This window comes from Nitrospira sp. SG-bin1, assembly GCA_002083365.1.
Classification (GTDB): Bacteria; Nitrospirota; Nitrospiria; order Nitrospirales; family Nitrospiraceae; genus Nitrospira_D.
Map to the genome: position 1 here is coordinate 1 of LVWS01000012.1, position 20,818 is coordinate 20,818.

Annotated in this window: 19 protein-coding genes and 1 pseudogene; 19 read left to right on the top strand and 1 reads right to left on the bottom strand. The window is 54.8% G+C overall.

The genetic code is table 11. The features are described from left to right. Positions 1-225: 225 nt before the first annotated feature. From A4E19_15125 to A4E19_15150, 6 genes are all read left to right on the top strand, one after another. Positions 226-528 (top strand): urease subunit gamma, encoded by a 303-nt coding sequence (locus A4E19_15125; protein ID OQW36496.1) that lies wholly within the window; start codon positions 226-228, stop codon positions 526-528. Positions 529-672: 144 nt separating this feature from the next. Continuing rightward, positions 673-1,065 (top strand): Urease subunit beta, encoded by a 393-nt coding sequence (locus A4E19_15130; GenBank protein OQW36537.1) that lies wholly within the window; start codon positions 673-675, stop codon positions 1,063-1,065. After that, a complete protein-coding gene (ureC, locus tag A4E19_15135) occupies positions 1,062-2,786 on the top strand; it encodes an urease subunit alpha (GenBank protein OQW36497.1) in 1,725 nt (574 codons plus the stop codon). Before A4E19_15130 ends, ureC begins: the two co-directional genes overlap by 4 nt. An 86-nt stretch (positions 2,787-2,872) precedes the next feature. Next, a complete protein-coding gene (locus A4E19_15140) occupies positions 2,873-3,559 on the top strand; it encodes a hypothetical protein (protein ID OQW36498.1) in 687 nt (228 codons plus the stop codon). Positions 3,560-3,652: 93 nt separating this feature from the next. Further along, a complete protein-coding gene (locus A4E19_15145) occupies positions 3,653-4,324 on the top strand; it encodes an urease accessory protein UreG (GenBank protein OQW36499.1) in 672 nt (223 codons plus the stop codon). Positions 4,325-4,326: 2 nt separating this feature from the next. After that, positions 4,327-5,286 carry a hypothetical protein gene (locus A4E19_15150; protein ID OQW36500.1) on the top strand — a complete coding sequence of 320 codons (960 nt, stop codon included), beginning with the start codon at positions 4,327-4,329 and terminating at the stop codon, positions 5,284-5,286. A gap of 40 nt (positions 5,287-5,326) precedes the next feature. On the opposite strand, the gene A4E19_15155 is transcribed toward A4E19_15150, so the two are convergent. After that, on the bottom strand, positions 5,327-6,217 hold the full coding sequence (locus A4E19_15155) for a hypothetical protein (protein OQW36501.1): 891 nt from the start codon (positions 6,215-6,217) through the stop codon (positions 5,327-5,329). Between the two features lie 305 nt (positions 6,218-6,522). Between A4E19_15155 and A4E19_15160 the strand changes: the two genes are divergently transcribed. The 13 genes and pseudogenes from A4E19_15160 to A4E19_15220 all read left to right on the top strand — a co-directional run bounded on the left by A4E19_15160 (position 6,523) and on the right by A4E19_15220 (position 20,812). Then, complete coding sequence (locus tag A4E19_15160) at positions 6,523-7,323, top strand: hypothetical protein (GenBank protein ID OQW36502.1); 801 nt, start codon at positions 6,523-6,525, stop codon at positions 7,321-7,323. 402 nt (positions 7,324-7,725) lie between these two features. Continuing rightward, positions 7,726-8,411 (top strand): annotated as a pseudogene (locus A4E19_15165) (hypothetical protein). A gap of 187 nt (positions 8,412-8,598) precedes the next feature. Further along, positions 8,599-9,579 carry a hypothetical protein gene (locus A4E19_15170; protein ID OQW36503.1) on the top strand — a complete coding sequence of 327 codons (981 nt, stop codon included), beginning with the start codon at positions 8,599-8,601 and terminating at the stop codon, positions 9,577-9,579. 99 nt (positions 9,580-9,678) lie between these two features. Further along, a complete protein-coding gene (locus tag A4E19_15175; GenBank protein ID OQW36504.1) occupies positions 9,679-10,392 on the top strand; it encodes a hypothetical protein in 714 nt (237 codons plus the stop codon). Positions 10,393-10,401: 9 nt separating this feature from the next. Then, a complete protein-coding gene (locus A4E19_15180; GenBank protein OQW36505.1) occupies positions 10,402-10,896 on the top strand; it encodes a hypothetical protein in 495 nt (164 codons plus the stop codon). A gap of 88 nt (positions 10,897-10,984) precedes the next feature. After that, on the top strand, positions 10,985-12,043 hold the full coding sequence (locus A4E19_15185; GenBank protein ID OQW36506.1) for a hypothetical protein: 1,059 nt from the start codon (positions 10,985-10,987) through the stop codon (positions 12,041-12,043). 4 nt (positions 12,044-12,047) lie between these two features. Beyond that, complete coding sequence (locus A4E19_15190) at positions 12,048-13,925, top strand: hypothetical protein (protein OQW36507.1); 1,878 nt, start codon at positions 12,048-12,050, stop codon at positions 13,923-13,925. Positions 13,926-13,959: 34 nt separating this feature from the next. Further along, complete coding sequence (locus A4E19_15195) at positions 13,960-14,595, top strand: hypothetical protein (protein ID OQW36508.1); 636 nt, start codon at positions 13,960-13,962, stop codon at positions 14,593-14,595. Between the two features lie 32 nt (positions 14,596-14,627). After that, positions 14,628-14,993, top strand: coding sequence for a hypothetical protein (locus tag A4E19_15200; GenBank protein ID OQW36509.1), 366 nt, complete (start codon positions 14,628-14,630; stop codon positions 14,991-14,993). A 24-nt stretch (positions 14,994-15,017) separates the two neighbouring features. Next, positions 15,018-15,926, top strand: coding sequence for a hypothetical protein (locus tag A4E19_15205; GenBank protein ID OQW36510.1), 909 nt, complete (start codon positions 15,018-15,020; stop codon positions 15,924-15,926). Between the two features lie 13 nt (positions 15,927-15,939). After that, positions 15,940-16,839: a hypothetical protein gene (locus tag A4E19_15210; GenBank protein OQW36511.1), complete on the top strand. Its 900-nt coding sequence runs from the start codon at positions 15,940-15,942 to the stop codon at positions 16,837-16,839. A gap of 670 nt (positions 16,840-17,509) precedes the next feature. Continuing rightward, positions 17,510-19,426, top strand: coding sequence for a hypothetical protein (locus A4E19_15215; GenBank protein OQW36512.1), 1,917 nt, complete (start codon positions 17,510-17,512; stop codon positions 19,424-19,426). Positions 19,427-19,537: 111 nt separating this feature from the next. Continuing rightward, entirely contained in the window at positions 19,538-20,812 is a 1,275-nt protein-coding gene (locus A4E19_15220) for a nitric oxide reductase (GenBank protein ID OQW36513.1), read from the top strand. The last annotated feature ends 6 nt before the right edge of the window (positions 20,813-20,818 follow it).

Below are 20,818 nucleotides of genomic sequence, written 5' to 3' on the forward strand. Positions count from 1 at the left end.
CCGACATGGTGCGCCAACACCTCACCGTGTAAGGCAAGGCAAGCGGTTATTCCTTCCTGCTCGTGATTCGGGTTTACCTCGATGGAGTCGGCCGTTTATCAACGATCTAGACATGCATCAGGAATCTGCAGTAGAAACCTTCGGGCAACACTAAGGACCAATACCCTCACCGCACGCGTTTGCACACACGGAGTGGCGGACCCACAGCCTTAGGGAGGAGGACTCATGCATTTGACCCCGCGCGAACAGGAAAAACTGTTGATTTATGTTGCTGGACAGCTGGCGGCTGATCGCAAGAAGCGTGGCCTGAAGCTGAATCACCCCGAGGCGGTCGCCTTCCTTACCGCCGCCGTTTTGGAAGGTATTCGTGACGGAAAGTCCGTCTCTGAACTAATGACCTACGGCACCACGCTGCTGACGCGTAAGGACGTCATGCCCGGCGTTCCGGAGATGATTCATGAGTTTCAGGTTGAAGGGACGTTTCCGGATGGGACCAAGCTGGTGACCGTCCACAATCCCATTCGCTAAGCGTGAAAGCGACGCACATCATCCATCTGTATCCCAGGTAGGAGGGGAACTATGGCGAGGAAGACAAAGCGCAGTCCGGCGAAGACCCGTCAGAAGTCGCCGAAGACAAGGAGGGGATCACTTGCGACCACGATCAGAGCTGAGTTGGCCAAGCCGGTCGTCCCGGGTGAGGTGTTGGCCGGTGCCGGCGATGTAGAGGCCTTCAAGGGCCGCGAGACAAAGGAATTGATCGTCAAGAATGCAGCTGATCGACCCATTCAAGTCGGTTCCCATTGCCACTTCTTCGAGTCCAATCACGCGCTCAAGTTCGATCGTGAGCAGGCCTTCGGGTTCCGCCTCTGCATTCCCGCCGGCACGGCGGTTAGGTTCGAGCCGGGAGAAGAAAAACGAGTGACGGTCGTAGCTCTGGCCGGGAAGCGAGTCGCCTATGGCATCAACGGATTGACCGAAGGATCGCTGGACGATGCACAGATCAAGACTCGAGCGCTGTCGCTCGTGGGTGATCGCGGATTCTCTGGAAAAGGAGGGGCACGGTGAAAATTCCACGAAAGCAGTATGCCGCACTATACGGTCCGACCACGGGCGATCGTGTCCGGCTGGCTGATACGGAATTGATTATCGAAGTCGAGAAGGATTTCACCGCCTATGGAGAAGAGGCCGTGTTCGGAGGCGGTAAGGTGATTCGGGATGGAATGGGCCAATCGCCAAGAGCGACAAGCGCGAATGGCGCGCTCGACACCGTGATCACGAATGCCCTCATACTGGATTACACCGGGATCGTGAAAGCGGATATAGGGATCAAGGATGGACGAATCGCCGGTATTGGGAAGGCGGGAAATTCGGATCTGATGCCGAACGTGACCAAGGGCATGGAGATCGGGGCCGGAACAGAAGTCATCGCCGGTGAAGGCCATATCGTGACGGCAGGCGGCATCGATACCCACATCCACTTCATTTGCCCGCAACAATATTGGGATGCCTTGTCTGCCGGCATTACGACCATGATCGGCGGCGGCACCGGTCCGGCGACTGGGACCAACGCCACAACTTGCACACCGGGACCGTGGAATATCCTTCGCATGCTCGAAGCCTCGGACGGGATCCCTATGAACCTAGGATTTCTGGGCAAAGGCAATTCGTCCCATCCGGAGGGGTTGAACGAGCAGGTCGAAGCGGGCGCCATCGGCCTCAAACTGCATGAAGATTGGGGGACGACGCCGGCCGCGATCGATACCTGTTTGAGTGTAGCGGAGCGTTATGATGTACAGGTCGCCATCCATACCGATACGCTGAATGAGGCGGGTTTTGTGGAGGACACGATCAAGGCCTTCAAGGGGAGAACGATTCACTCCTTCCATACAGAAGGAGCGGGCGGTGGACATGCACCGGATATCATCAAGGTGTGTGGTGAGCCGAACGTGCTGCCTTCGTCGACCAACCCCACGATGCCCTTTACGGCCAACACGATGGATGAGCATCTCGACATGTTGATGGTGTGCCATCATTTGAACCCACGAATTCCGGAAGATGTGGCGTTCGCGGAGTCCCGCATCCGGCGGGAAACCATCGCGGCGGAAGACATTCTCCACGATCTGGGCGCCATCAGCATCATGTCGTCCGACTCGCAAGCCATGGGCCGTATCGGAGAAGTCATCATCCGGACCTGGCAAAACGCCCACAAAATGAAGGTCCAGCGGGGCCATCTGTCACCGAGTGGAGGGAAGGAGTCGATCCAGAATGACAACTTCCGCGCCAAACGGTACGTGGCCAAGTACACAATCAACCCAGCCATCACTCATGGGATCGCGCACGAGGTCGGATCCGTGGAGGTTGGAAAGTTCGCCGATCTGGTACTCTGGAAGCCGGCATTTTTCGGGGTCAAGCCGGAGATGGTGTTAAAGGGTGGATTTATCGCTCAAGCTCAGATGGGTGATCCCAACGCATCGATCCCTACGCCGGAACCGATCATCAGCCGACCCATGTTTGGTGCCTTTGGAAGGGCGTTGTCCAGCACCAGTCTGACGTTCTTGTCGCAGGCAGGGCTGGATCGAGGTGTCCCGAAGAAGCTTGGGCTGCAGAAGCGTGTCGCAGCGGTGAAGAGCTGCCGCAGCGTGAAAAAACGAGATCTCAAGCTGAACGATTATCTGCCGAACATCGAGGTTGATCCTGAAACCTACGTGGTGACGGCGGACGGTGTGCGGCTGACCTGTGAACCAGCCGCAGTGCTCCCGATGGCACAGCGATATTTCTTGTTCTAACCAACGGGACAGGTCCAACGGTCGATCATGGGAGATCGTGACAGTCGAGTGATGGGTTTCATTACTCTATACGCCCTATACGCCCGATGAATACCCCCGCATTGCTTGAAGGGTTGCGGTTTGTCGATACGTTTTTTCCGTCCGGCGGATACGCGTTTTCGTCGGGATTGGAAGCGGCGATCCAAGGCGGCGCCGTGAAGACGTCCGATCAGCTGGCTCGATATATTGAAGACCTGTTGCGAGGTGGCATGAGCCGTCGAGAGGCTCTAGCCACAAAGCTCGCCAGTCGAGCAGGATCATCCGGATCAGTGGAGGACGTCCTTCAAGTCGATCGTGAGCTGGAGGCAACAAAGCTAGCTCGTGAATCACGACTGGCGAGCCGCCAGATGGGGCGGCAGGTGATCAGAGTGGCGGCGGATCAAATACGGGCCAAACCAGTTTTGAGTGAGTATCGTGATGAAGTGGACGCTGATCGAGCCCCGGGCCACCTGGCGGTGACGTTCGGACTTACCCTGGGCGCGTGTGGGTGGAGCCCGGAAGAGACGGCGGCGGCCTTCTTGTACCAAACCGCCGTCGGCTTCATCTCTGCGGCGATGCGGCTCAGTCCCATCGGCCAGCATGAGGGGCAGCGGATACTGGGTGAATGGCTTCCCTTGATTGAACGGATCAGTCGGGAGGTGGACCTCAAGACCATGATGAGTTCGTGGTCACCGATCCAAGATATTTATGCAATGCGTCATGGCTCTCTGGAATGGAGACTCTTTCGGTCTTAACTCGTGAGGGAGCCCGCATCGTGAAGCACAAGAAAGGAACTGAACGGTGGGCCTGTCCTCTCGGGTGGTAGCTCCCCGTTCGCGGCAATCATCATGCATGACCTGAATCGTGAACACAGTCATAACTGGACTCCCACTCAAGCACGCAAACAAGGCATCCCGGTCATGGGGATCGGCGGCCCCGTTGGATCGGGGAAGACGGCGCTCGTCGAGGCGCTCTGTCAGCGGTTGCGCGATCGCTACAGCCTTGCCGCGGTGACGAACGATATTTTCACCAAGATCGACGCGGAAATTCTGACCAAACGTGCTGCGTTACCGGTTGACCGGATTCTCGGTGTGGAAACAGGCGGGTGTCCGCACACGGCGATTCGGGAAGACGCCTCGCATAACCAGGAAGCCATTGACGATTTGCTGCGCCGGCATCCTGACGTCGAACTGATTTTTCTAGAAAGCGGCGGCGACAATCTGGCGGCGACCTTCAGCCCCGAACTGGTGGACCATGTCATTTATGTCATCGATGTGTCGGGAGGCGACAAGATCCCACGGAAGGGAGGTCCCGGGATCACGCGATCCGATTTCCTCGTCATCAATAAGATGGACTTAGCGCCCCATGTACGTGCGGATCTCTCCGTCATGGATCGGGATACCCGCAAGATGCGGGGTGATCTTCCTTTCGCGTTCACCAACATTCTTTCAGGGGAGGGACTGGATACGGTCGTGGCCTGGGTCGAGCAGCGTATCCCGCAACGGGCCGGACGTTCGTGATCATGGCAATTCGAGAAGAGCAACGGAACAGTGCGCCTCGGAGAACCGGCGCGTCTCATGGAAGACAATCGTCAGTGAGAAACAAGCCTTCTCGGAAGAAAAATGCCCCGGGACGGTTTGCGACGGAATCAGTCGGACGGGTCGGCGAGCTCAACCTCCATTACGCGAAGCGCGATGACCGCACTATCATCTCGCACTCCTATTTTACAACGCCTTGGAAACTTCTTCCCCCCATCTACCTCGATGATACGGGGGCTGCATACACGTTGCTGATCAACCCATCCGGTGGACTGGTTGGGGGGGACCATCTCTCCATCGACATGAATGTGGAGCAGGACGCGCATGTCCTCATCTCTGCTCCTTCTGCTAATCGGATCTATCGGACGGAAGGTTTGATTTCGGAACAGCATGTCAAGATCGTGATCGGACCGGGCGCGGTGCTCGAATGGTTCCCTGAACATACGATCCCCTTTGCCGGTTCGCGATTTCGGCAGACACTCCAGGCTACGCTTGCACCCGGGGCGACGCTCTTGTTGTGGGATGCCGTCGCATCTGGACGCATCGCTCGAGAAGAACGTTGGGCATTCACCGATCTCGAAAACGAAATTCGCATCACGACCGCATCCGGCAGCTCCTTGCTGGAACGATACGTTCTTGATTCCACGACGGATTTAGGGCGTGTTGGTCTAGCGGAAGACTGGAACTATGTGGCGTCATTCTATGTTGTGAACGATGCCATGACATCAGAGGTCTGGAGCAAGCTGGAGTCGAAAATTGCCGCAAGCTTGGATGGGCAACCAGGGGAAGTATTGGGAGGTGTGTCTACGCCGCCCGTTCCGGGGCTTGTCGTCAAGATCCTGGCCCGCACGGCGCCGGACCTTACCGCCATGCTCGATACATTATGGGCGGCCGCTCGCGAAGCGCTATGGAATCTCCAACCTGTGTCCTTGCGAAAATACTGAGTAGGCAGGCTACCTCGCCGGTCCCAGTTCCGTACTCGTGCTAGAAGGGTACCGACAGAGTAGAGTGTTTGGAATCGCTCGCATTTGCGGTGCGGAGTGACCACGCCAATCCCAGCAACGACAACGTATAAATCAGCCATTTTGAAGGATCGAAATTGTACCAGCGGGGGCCGTTGCGATAGTCGCTTTGGTGGGTATGGTGATAGTTGTGATACCCCTCCCCGAACGTTAGGAGCGAGACAAACCAGCTGTCTCGACTGGAATCCGCTTGGCTATGCGGTTGGTTTCCCCAGAGATGGCAGACTGAATTAATACAGAAGGTGGAGTTGAGGACGGCAAAGGTCCGGCCGACCCCTGCGAGCATTAAACAGCTGATTCCGGCGTGCCAACCACCGTAGAGAAAGCCCACTACGAACGGAAGGGCCAAGCCAGATAAGAAGATGGGTGTGTAATAGCGATGTTGCCACATCACGACCGGGTCTTGACGGAGCCTGGTCGCATATTTCTCATCCGAATAGCGCTGGTCGGCGAAGAGCCATCCGCAGTGGCTATGCCAAAACCCCAGTTTGGCATTGTAGGGATCAGCCTCTTGGTCGCAGGCTGCATGATGGCGAATATGATCGGCTCCCCATTTGAGCGCGGAATTCTGAAGCGCCCATCCTCCGGCGATCAAGAGTACGGCCTTGACCCAGTCGGGGCACATGAAACTCCGGTGAGAAATAAGTCGATGGTAGCCGACTGTGATGCCGAGTCCGGTGACCATGTACAAGACTACAAACATGGTCCAATCCAGCCAGGTGTAGCCGTAGATGAAGCCAAACAACGGAACAGCGATCAACCCGCTCCCAGCGATAAGGCTGAAGAGCATTACCGTCACATAGATGGGATACGAGCGTCTAAGGCTGATGGCAGATTCGGCTGATGCTGTCATTGAGTGTGCTGATGCAGGAGGGACATGCGGTGGTACTTACTTAGGCAATGCTGGTTGAATTAAGATCGGCCTGAAACCTCGCCCACTGTACCAGGACGGAGATAAAATAGCTACCGTAGAAACGTTGAAAAGGCCCTCTTGTTAGACATTGACAGCGGGCGGTAAGATTTCATATACATACAAGGTCCTAGCCCACCTCGCCATGGTGCGTGTAAGACTGTGATCGGATGATCCTGGATCCATAGAAACCAGAGGGATAGGTCGTCAGTAGGCAGGATGTTGGTCAATTACAAGGAGGCAGTCCAATGAAGAGTGCGTTAACAATGATGTTTGGTGTAGCAGCCGTCGCGTTGGTCGCGGCGCCTCTCACCTCGTATGCGGGAGGAACAATCTCCGGGAAGGTAACCTATGCCGGTAAGCCGGAGCAGAAGGAGTTCCTCTTTTCAAAGTTCCCCAATCCAAAGTTCTGCCCCAAGATTGCCGAGAAGGATAAGGGCAAGGTCGATGGCGACAAGCGGTTCTTGAAGCAGATCGAAGTGAGCAAGGACGGCGGGTTGAAGGGAGCAGTCGTGGCCGTGGTGGACATCGAAGATAAGGCCTGGATGGACGGGTATGCCGGGACGGAAGTCGTGGCGGAGTTTTGTGATTTTCAGCCGTTCAGCGGGATCGTCGTCAATACTCGGCCCTTTAAGGTTGAGAACACTGATGCAGATCCGGAAGATCCCAAGTCGGTCGCCGGAGTGCTGCACAACCCGCATAGCTTCACGGTGAAGGGCACGAGCTCGGCCACAGGTTTCAACATCGGTCTGGCGAAGAAGGGTGACAAGCTGGATAAGCCGGTGACGTTCCGAGGCGGTGCTGAAAAGGAAGGATACTTCCGGTTACAGTGCGATCAGCATGAATTCATGCAATCGTTCTTCCTGCCCGTGTCGAATGCGCATTTTGCCGTCGCGAAGGACGATGGGTCCTTCGAGATCAAGGATGTGCCGGCCGGCAAGCATAAGGTCGTGGCCTGGCATCCATTTGCAGGCAAGGCCAAGAAAATCGAGTTCGAAGTGGATGTAGCCGATGGTGGGACCGCCAACCTTAAGGCTGAAATCAAGTAAGCCTTGTTCTCTTGTTCTGTAGTCGTGTGGTTGAAGGGCAGCGGGGTTCCGCTGCCCTTCGTGTTTCCAGCCCTTTCACACCCCATGTATTACCTTGCCTGGCTGACAATATCGTTTCGTTGTGTCCATAGTCGTTTTAGTCGCGAATCGATGTGCTGCGCGTCTAACCCTGACCTCAGTCAATCCTCAGCCTGATCACATTTTCGAGAATGTTCTCCTCCGCCCGACTCTGCGCGATGTGTTACATGGTGTTTGTTACGCAGGGATGAAGGAAAGCGACGTGAATTGGCCCGACAAAGGAGGAGGCCCATGAAGCTTCATGCTTCAATCTTAGGAGGTGTTCGCGCGCACGTCCGGACGAAGAGAGTCCTTCTATTGCTGCTCCTCCTCCCTATCCATCTGATGCTTGCGTCCTGTTCAGTGATTGAAGGGACCTTCTCAGCCATCAAGACCACCTTCTCGGTCATCAAGACCAGCTATCGTGTCGCCAAGAAGACGGTCAAAGGCACGATATGGGTGGTGAACGGTACGTATGAATTGACCAAAGAGACTACGAAACTTGTCTATCACATCGGGAAGTTCACCTTTGAGGTGGTCCGGGCTCCACTGGAGTATCCATTGGTCCGGGACGACATCCAGACGATCGATGGGCTTCCGGTCAAAGAGGCGATTCGTCTCGGACGGGTCAAAACCGCTCCGTACACCGTCAACGGTCGGCATTATGTGCCGATGAGCATGGCCAGCGCACAGACGTACGAAGAGACGGGCTTGGCATCGTGGTATGGGGAGGAAACCAGGCGCCAGCCGGGAGGCCACATGACGGCCAACGGCGAAGTATTCAACCCCGGTGCATTGACGGCGGCCCATAAATATCTGCCGCTTCCGATCCATGTGCAGGTGACGATCTCGAGAATGGAAAGTCGATCATCGTCAGAGTGAATGACCGAGGTCCTTTCTCCAGTCGGCACAACCCTGATTCAGAGAAGCGGATCATCGACCTCAGTCGGGGAGCAGCCGAACGACTCGGATTTGTCGGACAAGGAGTCGCCAGGGTGCATGTAGAAACGATCCAGCTCGAAGAAGCGTAAACGAAAGGTGGTTGAGTTTCCTTTGAACAGGCCTGGTCCAAGTTTGCCGGGGCCGATCACTTGGTTGGTTCCTAGGCGCTTTTGGAGCGGCCTTTTCGTCTGACGACAGCGAATGTGCCGCCTTGTCTTTTACTTTACGATCTAGGTAAGATCTTATGTTTCAACGCTATCTGCTTAAGGGAGTGGTGTGTCACGAGAGCTCTCACTCGCGGAAGTCTTTCAGTTGGGCTATTACTGGGAGACCAAAATCCTATTGACGGCCGTGAAGCTGGACGTGTTCTCCGCGATCGACGAACGGCCGAAATCAGCCCAAGACATCGCCGGTCGGCTTCATGCCGATCCTCACACCTTTGCCCTCCTCCTGAACGCCCTCGTCGCCATGAAGTTGTTGACGAAGGAAGGCGACTTGTATGGCAACTCGTCGACGTCGCTGAAGCACCTTGCCCGGCATTCGCCTCAGTACGTCGGCCATCTGCTTCTCCTGCACGATGCGGAATGGAACAACTGGGGTAAGTTAGAAGAGACGATTCGAACGGGGCGACGGACGGTGGATCGACATGTCTTCGAGACCGATCCTGAATTAGGAAGCAACGTGCTTACAGTGCTCAATCGGATTGGCCAGCAAAGCGGCCCTGACTTGGCCAAGCGGCTGGAGCTCGGTGGCCGCGAGCGGATGTTGGATCTCGGTGGAGGCGCTGGGACCAACGCCATTGCCTTCTGTCAGGTGTTTCCGGATCTACGCGCGACGGTCTTCGACCTTCCAGCGACGCTGAAGTTGACGGAAAAAACGGTAAAGAATGCGGGGCTGGACTCGCGGATTGCCTTGCTGCCGGGTGATTTCAATCGCGACCAACTTGGGGGGCCGTACGACGTGGTCTTGATGTCCGATATCCTGCACTATCAAACGTTCCAGATGAATCAGCAGCTGGTCAACAAAGTCTTTGGCTCACTGGCATCGGACGGGCGGTTGGTGATCAAGGATCGGTTTCTCGATGAATCCGGAACCGGCCCGGCGTGGACGACGGCGTTTGCCGTCCACATCCTCGTCAATACCCAGCAGGGCAGCTGCTTTCATGCCAGCGAAGCTATGCAATGGCTCCACGCCGCCGGGTTTGTTTCTGTGGTGGAGCTGGAGAAGACGGCCGTGGTGCAAGGCCTGAAACCGTAAACAGTTCATAGGCACCCGTCGCGTAGAAGGTCAGCGTTGTCTGAAATGACTGGAGAGCAGGTGTGATGATTTAATGGGCACGACTAGTGGGATCTTGTGATGGATTGGTTGCGGGAACCGGGGTTCTTTGGCACCCATGCCACGACTGGAGCGGATCTCAGTCAGATGATGGCGACGCTTTTTACCGCTCTCTTCATCGTGGGATGGCTTCAAGCGCGCAAACGAAAGGCCGATGCGCACCATTGGCTGATGTTGGGCGGCATGATGTCCATGCTCAGCTTCTTTATCGCCTACTATCTATTCCGGCAGCTGGGCGTCTTGGCCGTCGAAGGGAAGGAAGGGTTCGGTGGCTCACAATCGCTCTATGATTACGTCTTCATTCCCGTGCTGACGCTCCACATCATTCTCGTCATTATCGGCCTGATCATGGCCGTGTATATGATCGTGTTGGGATTTCGCTCACAGCAGTTTATCGACGGAGTGCGATCGTTGCGGGAATCACGGCTGCTCACGACGTGGAAGAAGATCAGCCTCATCTTTATCGGAATCGCCGTGGTAGTCCTCGGGATCTTTTTTTCGCGGGTAGCCACGGCAGGATTTTCGATGCGGAAGCTGGAAGTGTATGTGATATTTCTCGCCCTCGTGGCGTTCGTGTTTGCGATCGAGATGACGATTCAACGGATTTGGCCTGACGGGGCGAAGCGGCATCGGGCGCTCGGCCGGTTCACGATGGTCATTTACTGTGTGTTGTTCGTCACGGGAAGTTTCACCTACACGATGTTGTATATCTTGTACCCGGGAAAGATTGGTTGAGCTCTTGCGATGTTGACCTGTGGCTGTGGTCGCTGGATGCATACCGAGGGGATTGAGGAGCGTGGTAGTGAGACCGGTCCGTTGCAGTGGTTCATCCGTTCCGAATGTCGTGGCTGTGGGTTGAAAGTCGGTGTCGATGTGCCGGAAGGGGAGACACATGGCCTCGTCGATCGTTTGCTATGGACCGATGAGGCATTGAACCGATTGGATCGCATGCCGCCCTATGTGGCGGTGCTGGTTCGAAAAGAAGTCGAGGAGGGTCTCCGCCGACAAGGACAGCGGGTCGTCACCTACGAGACGTTGATTCGTTCCCGAACCGGGGAGCGTATCGAATGGGATTCCGAGGCGGAGCGGCGGCTGGAACGGGTACCGGCGCCGGTTCGCGCCATGGCACGGATTGAACTCGAACGCACGGCGGCGGATCGTGGGTTGCCTCGTATCACCGTGTCGCTGATGGAAGAAATCAAAGCGAAGTACTTTGGGATGGCAGCTCAAAAAACCTGAAGGTAAACGTGAAAAGTGAGACGACAAGGACGATCCGCGTTTCACGCCTCACCTCTCGCGCTTGACAAGTTTATTTATGATGCATCGAATGGCATTGCGTGTGATTCCCAGCTTGAGCTTGGCAGCGACGGAAGATGCCGTGCGCCGACAAAAGCGGATCGTCATGTTCGTGCCTGGACTGATCGCCTTTGGGGTGTATCGGCTGGCGAAGCATCTGGTGCCGATCGCCGATCCCTTGGTCTTGCTCGCAGTCAGCAGTCTGACGGCCATGGTTACCGCGCTCTTGTCCTATCGGGTGGGTCGTGCGACATCCTGGTCCACCGTTGTCCGGCAAGACGGCCTGCGTCTCCTTGGCTGGCTCACCGGCTGGATCGGAGCCGTGTACGGCATGCAACTGTCTCTGTTGGTCCTCACGCTGTTATGGATCATGCACTACAGTTATCTTCAGCATCCCGACGGACCGGCCATGATGGCGATCATCATCTCCTCTACCTCCGTCGCACGGGATGCGTTTGAGATCGGCCATGTACGCAAGCTTTCGGTGTCGGGCAGACCGTTTCCGACGTTTCCGAATGGTGAACAGCTGCGTGTGCTGGTCCAACAGCGAGCTTGGCAACTAGGACCGTGGGTGTTGACCGGTTTGGGCGTTGGGGCTGGAGCATCGCTGTCCGGGATGGCGATTGCGAACGAGCAAGGCGCCGCTCTGGCTCAACTACTGACCGTGACGATTCTGGGGGGAGGTCTCGCGCTTTGTTCATATTTGGGCGGACTCTACCCGACCAGCGCCTGGCTGCACTCGCTCCGTCGGACTGCGCCCGGTGAACTGCTGAAGTATTGGTGGTGGCCCGGGATGGCCTTTGCGTCGACATATTATCTCGTGGCGATGGGCGTGCTTTTGTTTGTCGTCCGCCAGCCGACGATTACAGTGGCTTCAGCGGCTGTGATGGGAACGATGGTGGCGGCCATGATGGCGGTGTATGGATATTATCTAGGCACGCGGCGTCATGTCGAGGATGAGCAAGGGCCACAACTGTCGAGCGGGATGCTGCGCTGTCCTTTCGTGATGGGGATTCTTGGGAAATCGGTACAAGCCACGGACAATACCGGAGGAGTATTAGCCTTTGGCAAGGGTGGAACCAAGAGGTAGGTGTATGAGGCGAGCATCGTGGGTGAGACGTGTCTTCGTCAGTGTGGTGATCGCGTTGGTGACTCTCGTGGTCCTGTTTGTATCTTCCTCGTGGAACGGACCTGTTCTGTCTTTCGCGGAATCCTCAACCGATGTGTATTTCGGCACCGAGGGAACTCCGCAGGGACCGCCAGCTCCCGCTCCGCATGATACGGTCTATCCGCGAATCGGCTCATTGGATAGTCGGCTGCTGGTGTGGTTTGTCACACAGCAACATACCTATTTCGGCGGATTCGTGCTTGCCCTCCCATTGTTTTGTGCGTTGCTCGAATTTCTTGGACTGACCACCAAGAAGCCCGCTTTGGCCCTTCGTTACGACGGCTTGGCGAGAGATCTTGCGAAAGTGGCGGTCTTGGCCCTGTCGATCACCGCACTCATCGGGAGTCTGATGCTCACGATGTTCATCACGCTCTATCCGAGTTTTATGAAGTACATGGGCGGCACGTTCAAGGGATTCATGCCGGCGTACGCCGCGGTGTTCGTTGGGGAAACACTGCTATTGATCATCTACTACTATGGGTGGAATCGGATGACGGATCGAGGCATGAAGTGGATCCACGCCGCGATCGGCATTCTGACCAACATTGTGGGAACCGCGCTGTTGATGATGGCGAACGCCTGGTCGGCTTTCATGATGTCGCCGGCCGGGGTGGATGCACAGGGTCGATTCCTGGGAAATGCCTGGCATCTATTGCATTCCGCGCTGTGGAATCCGCTGAACGTCCATCGCTTCCTCGCGGACATTATGTCCGGTGGGGCGGTGGTGCTGGCCTATGCCTGTTATCGATTTTTCACGAGTAAGACTGACGAGGAACGGGCCTATTTCGATTGGGTCGGCTATGTTTTTCTGTTTGTGACGGTCTGCGCGCTCATCCCGATGCCGATTGCCGGCTACTGGCTGATGAAATCGGTGTTCGTGTTTCGCCAGACGATGGGCGTAACCATGATGGGTGGCTTGCTCACGTGGCTGTTTGTGGTCCAGGCGCTCTTGATCGGCGTCTTGTTCCTGGGCATCAACTATTACCTCTGGCAGAGCATGGCACGCATCAAAGGCGGTGAGCGGTATCAATCCTACTACCAAGTCTTGTTGGGTGTATTGATGCTGGCGCTCTTCATTTGGCTGACGCCTCATACGCTTCTGATGACTGCCAGTGAGGTCAAGGCGATGGGAGGCGCTCAGCATCCCGTGATCGGCAACTATGGCGTGATGTCGGCCAAAAACGGGGCCGTGAATATCCTGATTCTCGTGACCGCCCTCAGCTTTCTGTACTACCGACGAGCCAATCGAACCATGACTATCTCGTGGGCCAAGACCGGGAACATCGTGATTACGGTGTTGTATCTGGTTGGGGCGTTGAACATCATCTGGTTGTCCGTTTATGGGTTCTACTTGCCGGCGAAGATTCGTGTCGGCCTGTCGGCTCCCCAAGCGTTCACGACACTGACCGTCATCGTCGTAGGTGTGGTGATGAACCGCGTGATGCTCAGGCGAGCCGTGGTGCATGGCCCGATTCAGTGGGGAAAAATTCCGCTGCGCGGCATGGTCGGATTGTTTGGGTTGGCGGCGGCCTTCAGTTGGGTGATGGGCTTGATGGGCTACATTCGCTCGTCAGGGCGCTTGTCATGGCATGTCAGTGAGTTAATGGCCGATGTCTCGCCCTGGGCCTTCACTCCGGATCTTCAATACGCGACGAAAATGGTGACGTTGAACATGGTGGTATTTTGGGCGGCCGTCCTTGCATTGTTCTGGATGTGTGAGCGGGGACAGCAGCCGGTGATGGGTGAGGAATTCCAGGAGAAACAGGCGCCCTTGCTTTCGCCGGTGCCCTCGCAAGAAACATAGAAAGGGAATGAAATCCATGGAGTGCCGTGGGCCAATGTACGCCGCAGCCGTGCTCAGTGTTCTGGTGAGTGTTTGTGTCTGGCAATCTCCCGTTATCGCCCAAGGGCCGCCACTCGTGCTGGAGGATTTTCAAGCGAAGGAGGCGGATGGCTTCCCTTCTCTGTGGGATCATGAAAACCAGCGGAGTCAATCGAAAGGTCGTGAAGCCTACAAGGTGCGGTCGGAAGACGGCGTGAACTTCCTGTCGGCGAAAGATGCTGGCCAGCGGATCAAGAAAAAGAAAATTGATTGGGATCCCAAAACCCATCCTATTTTGACTTGGCGGTGGCGTCTGAATAAAGCTGCGACCGGTACTGAACCACTCGCCGCCGTCTACGCGTCTCTGGATACCGATCTTCTTTTTATTCCGGTGTTCACGAAATATGTCTGGAGTGAATCAAAGCCGGAGGGGACCTTAACGGAAGGCGGTATGTTCAGCGGATCAGAGATCGTCGTTCAGTCCGGAACGAAAGAGATCGGGCAATGGTTTGAGGAGCGGGTGAATGTGTACGAGGATTTCAAGCGGATTCATAAGCATGAGCCGGCTGACAAGGCATGGGGCATCTCCATTATCGCGGCTCCTGGCGTTGAAGTCGATTTTGGTCCGATCGTTGCTGTTCCGGCAAAGTAGAGATGTACTCCTGGTCCACGAAGGATCGTGTCATGGCGGGGAACAAGGTGTTTGACATTGCGCTAGGGATAGCCGTGATGGGTACGGTCGGTACGCTGATCGGGCTCACTATGGGCGGTGGATTAATGCCGCTTGCCACCTCCGTTGGACTCGCCCTTGGTGTTGTGATCGGCTGTCTTGGCGGCCGCAGGTTTCTCATCAGTATCCTTGTTGGGACCCTATCGGGTGGTGCCTTGGCTTGGTTGATGGCCGGTGGGGAGCGGATCTGGGTCGGTGCGGGAGCGGGTGCGGCGATGGGCGGTTTTCTCGGCGTTCAGATTTCAATGTTGCTCGATGTGCGTGCTGCCAAAAAGGCGGCGTCGGAACAGGGTCGGGACGTCGCCCTCCTAGATCGGTAGACATTCTCGATTAAAGAGGTATCCGTGGAAAACAAGGGCGTGTTGGTCGGGTCCATTATTTTTGTGTTTGCGTCGTTTTTTCTCATGATCGGCCTGCTGGCCTATGAGTCCTATAAGGCGAAGCAAATGAAACAGCTCGCCGCCTCGGTAAAGTCGGAAGCTCGGCCGACGGCGAACAGCCTGCCGGCCCAGGACTACTCGATGTACAAGACGAAAATAGGCGACGAAGGTCGTGAGATGGTACAGATTCCAGAGGGACCTTTTACGATGGGAAGCAATGACGGTGATCCGGATGAGGCCCCTGAACATCAAGTTTATTTGAAGGGGTTCTATCTCGATCAAAAAGAAGTCACCCAAGGTGAATATATGCGGTTCGCCAAGATGACCAAGCGTGGTGCGCCCAGGATTGAGGTCTTCGACGACGATCAGTCGAAGATTCTGAAGCCGGAATTCGCGGCCATGAGCGTTTCGTGGGACGAAGCGGCAGCGTACTGTAAGTGGGCCGGTAAACGACTTCCAACGGAAGCGGAGTGGGAAAAAGCCGGGCGTGGCGAGAGCAAGAGGAGATACCCGTGGGGGGACAAGTTTGTCCCCAGTGCAGCGAACGTCGACGGTAGTGAAGATGGGTATAAATATTTGGCTCCACCGGGGTCGTTCGATGCGGGGCGAAGTCCATATGGCCTCTATGACATGACGGGCAATGTGGCTGAGTGGGTTGAGGATTCTTACGACGAACACTACTACAAAAAATCACCATTTCGTGATCCCAAGGGGCCGGAGAACGCTGACCTCAAAGTCGTACGCGGCGGCTCATGGAGGGAAACCGAACACCATGCTAGGCTATCGAAGCGGTTTGCAGCCAAGCATTGGCGGACAGATGTGACGATCGGCATTCGCTGTGCAAGCGATCTTGATCAACCCGGAGGAGGTTGAGTCATAGGACGGCATGCTCGACTCAAAGTTCAAACTGGTCTTTCTACTTGTAGTGCTGGCCTGTGCGGCCATGCCCATCGTTGCAATTATGCGGGGCACCACCCTAACGCCTTATGAACAGCCGCCGACAAACGCCGGTTCTGAAATGGAGTCGGCATCGGAGAACGTTTCAGGGGAGCTGCCTATTCAAGATGAGATGGTAACAATTCCAGCGGGCCCATTCATTCGTGGGACGAACGGTGGCGGGTTCGATGAGCGTCCACAGCGAACCGTCTATCTAGATGAATTTTCCATCGATCGGTATGAAGTGACGAATCACCAGTATCAGCAGTTTGTTCAGACAACCGGTCATCGGAAACCAGGACTCCCTGCACGGTATGCCAAGAGCAGCGGTAGAATGAAGGGAATCAATCAGCCGGTCGTCTATGTATCGTGGGATGATGCGGCGGAATATTGCCGGTGGAAAGGAAAACGTCTTCCCACGGAGGCGGAGTGGGAAAAGGCGATGCGGGGCAGTGACGGAAGACTCTGGCCATGGGGTAATAAAGAGCAGGCAAATGGTGCCAATTGGGCCAGAGTGCCGGATGGGTACGAGGTGTCTGCGCCGGTGGGAAGTTTTCTGGCCGACAAGAGCCCGTATGGGGTGATGGATGGGGCAGGTAACGTCATCGAGTGGGTAGCTGATTGGTACGACGAAACGTATTACAAGATCTCGCCCGAACAGAACCCGCCGAGTCCTGAGTATGGCACGTACCGGGTTCTTCGTGGCGGAAGTTATACGACGACCGGAGGGGATGTTCGGATTACCAGCCGAAGCAAAATGATGTCTGACTTTCGAGATGAAACGATCGGATTCCGCTGTGCGATTTCGAAGATCGGAACGAAGGAAGAAGGAGAGCGGAAAGCCCGATAAATACTATAGAAAGTCGAAGTAGTAGAGAATCAAAAACACGGCCAAAATGATGTTGACAACCATACCGGCCAAAACTATAATGTCAAACACTTTTGAGTTTTTCGTCACGGTTTCTCCCATTGCTTCGCTCACAAGCGGCAAAATTCTGATAACACAGGGCCGGGTGCCTGTCAAGGAAGTGCAGTAATTCTGAAATCCCCACCAACATCTATCTTATCGGAGTAATACAACAATGGCCACAGCTACCCAAGACAGCGACATTAAGATAAAAGTCGGTAAAATGATTTTCTACATTACTTGTGCCGTTGGGCTATGGTTTTTCTACTGGTTTGCTGGCATTCAGTGCCCCTGTTGAAGGTGATCGCATCAGTTGTATGGTGCGGTTGTGCAGGCTAGTCAGTTGATGAACTTGGTCGGCGGAGGAGAGGAAAGAAATGAGCGCGCTGAATAACCCTGTCATTGCGGTGGTCGTTTCTCTGATTATTACAGTCGGCTATTTTATTCTGGTTGATCACTACCTCATGGATATGCAGGGATTGGACTTTTGGTACCTATTCCGAAATTAGATGTCGGGAAACAGTAATCGGTGCCGGAGAAAGTAATCGGTAATTGAGAGTTTAGATAATTCGTGCATCATTAATCTAACGAGAGTGTATTAAGGAGGTATTCCATGGGCCTTTTAGCCGGCAAGCGCGTCTTTTCAATCATGGCGCTCTGCATGATGGTTGGCCTCCTTCTGCTTCCGATCGTCGTGGCTCTGCCTTCGCCGGCCATCGGTGAAGAGGCTCCTGCCGGCGATGCGGCAAAGAAGGATGGGGATAAGGTTGAAAAGGGTCGGGATGTCTACTACAAGACCGAGGGTATTGTAGTCGGTGCTCCTGCCCCCAAAACGACTGATGGTCCTAAGGACTATCCGAGGTACAATTTTGAGAGCCGCGTTCTCCTCTGGTTTGCGAACCAGCAGCACCTTTATTACGGTAGTTTCGTGCTGGCCGTGCCGATCTTTTGCATGATTATCGAGTTTATGGGGGTGGTGACCAAGGACAAGGCGCTCGCCAAGCGCTATGATCAGTTGGCGTATGACTTTATTAAGATCAGTCTGACGGCGTACTCTCTTACGGCAATTCTTGGCGGTATCCTGATCTTTACCTTCCTGACCTTGTATCCAGCGTTCTTCTCGTATTTGTCCAGCATATTCCGCCCGGTCATGCATATCTATGCCTTGATGTTTGTGGCTGAGAGCGGAACCCTCTACATCTATTACTATGGCTGGGACAAGATGAAGGAGGGATTCCTGAAGTGGATCCATTTGAGCATGTCGGTGATCTTGAATATCATCGGGACCTTGCTCATGTTCTTGGCGAATTCCTGGATCGGCTTCATGATGTCGCCTGCCGGTGTCGATGAGCAGGGGCGATATCTTGGGAATATTTGGCACGTGATTCATACGGCTTTGTGGAATCCCCTCAATCTTCACAGAATCCTCGGAAACATGGCCTTTGGCGGTGGTGTGGTCGCTGCGTATGCCGCCTATAAATTTTTGGCGGCAAAGACAGACGAGGATCGCGCTCACTATGACTGGATGGGTTATATCGCCATGGCGCTCGGCGTGGCCTTCTTGATTCCGCTGCCATTTGCTGGATACTGGCTGATGCGGGAGGTATATGCCTATCGGCAACAGATGGGCATTACATTGATGGGAGGCCTGCTCGCGTGGCTATTCATCATTCAAGCGACGATGATCGGAATTCTCTTCCTCAGCACCAACTATTATCTCTGGCAAGCCATGGGGCGCATGCGCGGTGCTGAGAAATATCAGCGATACATTAAGTACCTTGTGTTCTTGTTGGCCTGCGGTTACATGGTCTTCATCACGCCGCACACCATGGTCATGACGCCAGCTGAGCTAAAGGCCATGGGAGGCCAGCAGCACCCGGTCCTGGGTAACTACGGGGTTATGTCTGCTAAGAACGGTGGCATCAACGTTATTATCACGACCACCGTGCTGAGTTTCGTCTGGTATATGCGGGGCAATAAAGTGTCAACCGTATCGTGGGCGAAGTTCGGGAACATCTTCATGGGGGTATTCTTCGCCTGCGCCTACTTCAATATTATTTTCCTTGCGGTATATGGATACTACATTCCTGCCAACGTACGCGTCGGTTTGTCTGTTCCTCAGGTCGCGACTACGTTGTCCTGTCTCTTCTTCATGTTTGCCCTGAACAGCTTCATGATGAAGGGCGCGAAACAAATGGGACCGATTGAGTGGGGTAAGATCTCTGCTCGGTCTCAATACGCGCTCATCATGTTGGCGACGGCATTCACCTGGATGATGGGGTTGATGGGCTATATCCGCTCATCGGTTCGACTGTTCTGGCATGTGAATGAAATTATGAGGGATAACTCTCCCTGGGCTTATACCCATACGGTGGGATTTGCCGCCAACATGATTTCATTTAATGTCTTGTTTTTCTGGATCACGATTCTCTTTGTCTTCTGGTTAGGCAGCTTGACCGCGAAGAAGGTTCCGGTCGAGGCAAAAGCGGGAATCCCGGGTAGTGTCCCGCAGCCGGCTGCCAGTCACTAATCAGTGTCTTTTTGATAGGCAGTTCAACGGCGGAGAGGGATTTATTTACCGCTCCTCGTTGAGCTGTAGGAGGTTACGACCTTGGGTAATCTTATTTCGGAAGCACTCTCAATGGGCTGGATGGCTCTAGCTATCATCGCGGGGCTGATAGTGTACTTCCAGATGTCCATCAGTGACCCCGTCGCAAAGAAACGGGCTGTTTTTAAGACCTTCATCGGGCTGGTCTCTTGTTTTCTTTTGTTCATGGCGATCGCCAATTATAAGAACAATTTTTATGGCGAGAATCGGCTTTTACCCGTGTCCCTGGTGATGATCACCGTGACCACCTTCGTTATGGCGTTGTACTTCACCAACTTGAGCGCCTTGCTTCGGATTGGCGGGTTCATGTTTTTTGTAGCTGCATTTCTGTCGGGCTATGGAAACTGGCTCCCTCAAGTTGAAGGTGGATTTCCGCCGGTAGAAGAAAAGAAGACCTGGGACTCCATGACGCCCCAGCAGTTGGCCGACGAAGGTGAGAAGATTATCTTCGGCGGTGTCGGAAAAAATAAGGAGCAGGGCGCGATCGGGAAGGGACAATGTCCGCTCTGTCATGCCTTCCATGCGGGCATGCTCGGTGAGCGTGCGCCGAATTTGTTGGGTCTTCCCACTCGGAAGGAACGTTTAGAAGATCCGAAATATTCCAAAGGTGATCCGTCAAAGCGTGAGTACTCCGTCAAGGAAGCGTTCCCTGGTTCAGGTACCGCTGAAAACGTACAGGAATACATTGCAGAGTCGCATGCATGTCCTAGTTGTTATGTCGTGGCTGGGTATGGAGTGAAGGGTACCAACGATAAGGAAAGCCCCATGCCGGCCATTCATAAGCCGCCGATCTCTCTAAGTCTTCCGGAACTTGCGGCCGTTGATACATGGATGTATCTCCGCGAGGGGGTAGAGCCGCCGTCCTTCGAAGAGATTGTTAAATCCTACGAAAAGTTTATCCCGGAAGCGGATCGTCCGAAGCAGCAAGAGGAGAAGGCCGCTGGCGCTACGTCTCTGATGGCTGACGGATCGGAGCCGGTTGATCAGATCTTTGCAAAGGCTCAATGTGTGTCGTGCCATACGATCCCAGGTATTCCAGGTGCTATGGGCACAATTGGTCCAAAGCTGGAGGAAGGAACCACGGCTCCCCAACGCATCAAAGATCCTACGTATAAGGGCACTGCCAAGTCTGCGACTGAATACATTATGGAGTCCATCGTCGATCCAAGCGCCTTTGTCGTGAAGCCATTTCCAGACAACACCATGCCGAAGGTCTTCGGCCAAAAGTTGAGCGCTGGTGCATTGAAAAAAATCGTCGATTATTTATCACAAGTAAAAACCGGGGCGCCGCCGCCGAAGATTTCATAGCGCCCG

Coding starts and splice junctions, on each gene's coding strand:
- A4E19_15125 (OQW36496.1), top strand. CDS start 226: ATGCATTTGACCCCGCGCGAACAGGAAAAACTGTTGATTTATGTTGCT.
- A4E19_15140 (OQW36498.1), top strand. CDS start 2,873: ATGAATACCCCCGCATTGCTTGAAGGGTTGCGGTTTGTCGATACGTTT.
- A4E19_15145 (OQW36499.1), top strand. CDS start 3,653: ATGCATGACCTGAATCGTGAACACAGTCATAACTGGACTCCCACTCAA.
- A4E19_15150 (OQW36500.1), top strand. CDS start 4,327: ATGGCAATTCGAGAAGAGCAACGGAACAGTGCGCCTCGGAGAACCGGC.
- A4E19_15155 (OQW36501.1), bottom strand. CDS start 6,217: ATGACAGCATCAGCCGAATCTGCCATCAGCCTTAGACGCTCGTATCCC.
- A4E19_15160 (OQW36502.1), top strand. CDS start 6,523: ATGAAGAGTGCGTTAACAATGATGTTTGGTGTAGCAGCCGTCGCGTTG.
- A4E19_15175 (OQW36504.1), top strand. CDS start 9,679: ATGGATTGGTTGCGGGAACCGGGGTTCTTTGGCACCCATGCCACGACT.
- A4E19_15180 (OQW36505.1), top strand. CDS start 10,402: ATGTTGACCTGTGGCTGTGGTCGCTGGATGCATACCGAGGGGATTGAG.
- A4E19_15185 (OQW36506.1), top strand. CDS start 10,985: ATGGCATTGCGTGTGATTCCCAGCTTGAGCTTGGCAGCGACGGAAGAT.
- A4E19_15190 (OQW36507.1), top strand. CDS start 12,048: ATGAGGCGAGCATCGTGGGTGAGACGTGTCTTCGTCAGTGTGGTGATC.
- A4E19_15195 (OQW36508.1), top strand. CDS start 13,960: ATGTACGCCGCAGCCGTGCTCAGTGTTCTGGTGAGTGTTTGTGTCTGG.
- A4E19_15200 (OQW36509.1), top strand. CDS start 14,628: ATGGCGGGGAACAAGGTGTTTGACATTGCGCTAGGGATAGCCGTGATG.
- A4E19_15210 (OQW36511.1), top strand. CDS start 15,940: ATGCTCGACTCAAAGTTCAAACTGGTCTTTCTACTTGTAGTGCTGGCC.
- A4E19_15215 (OQW36512.1), top strand. CDS start 17,510: ATGGGCCTTTTAGCCGGCAAGCGCGTCTTTTCAATCATGGCGCTCTGC.
- A4E19_15220 (OQW36513.1), top strand. CDS start 19,538: ATGGGCTGGATGGCTCTAGCTATCATCGCGGGGCTGATAGTGTACTTC.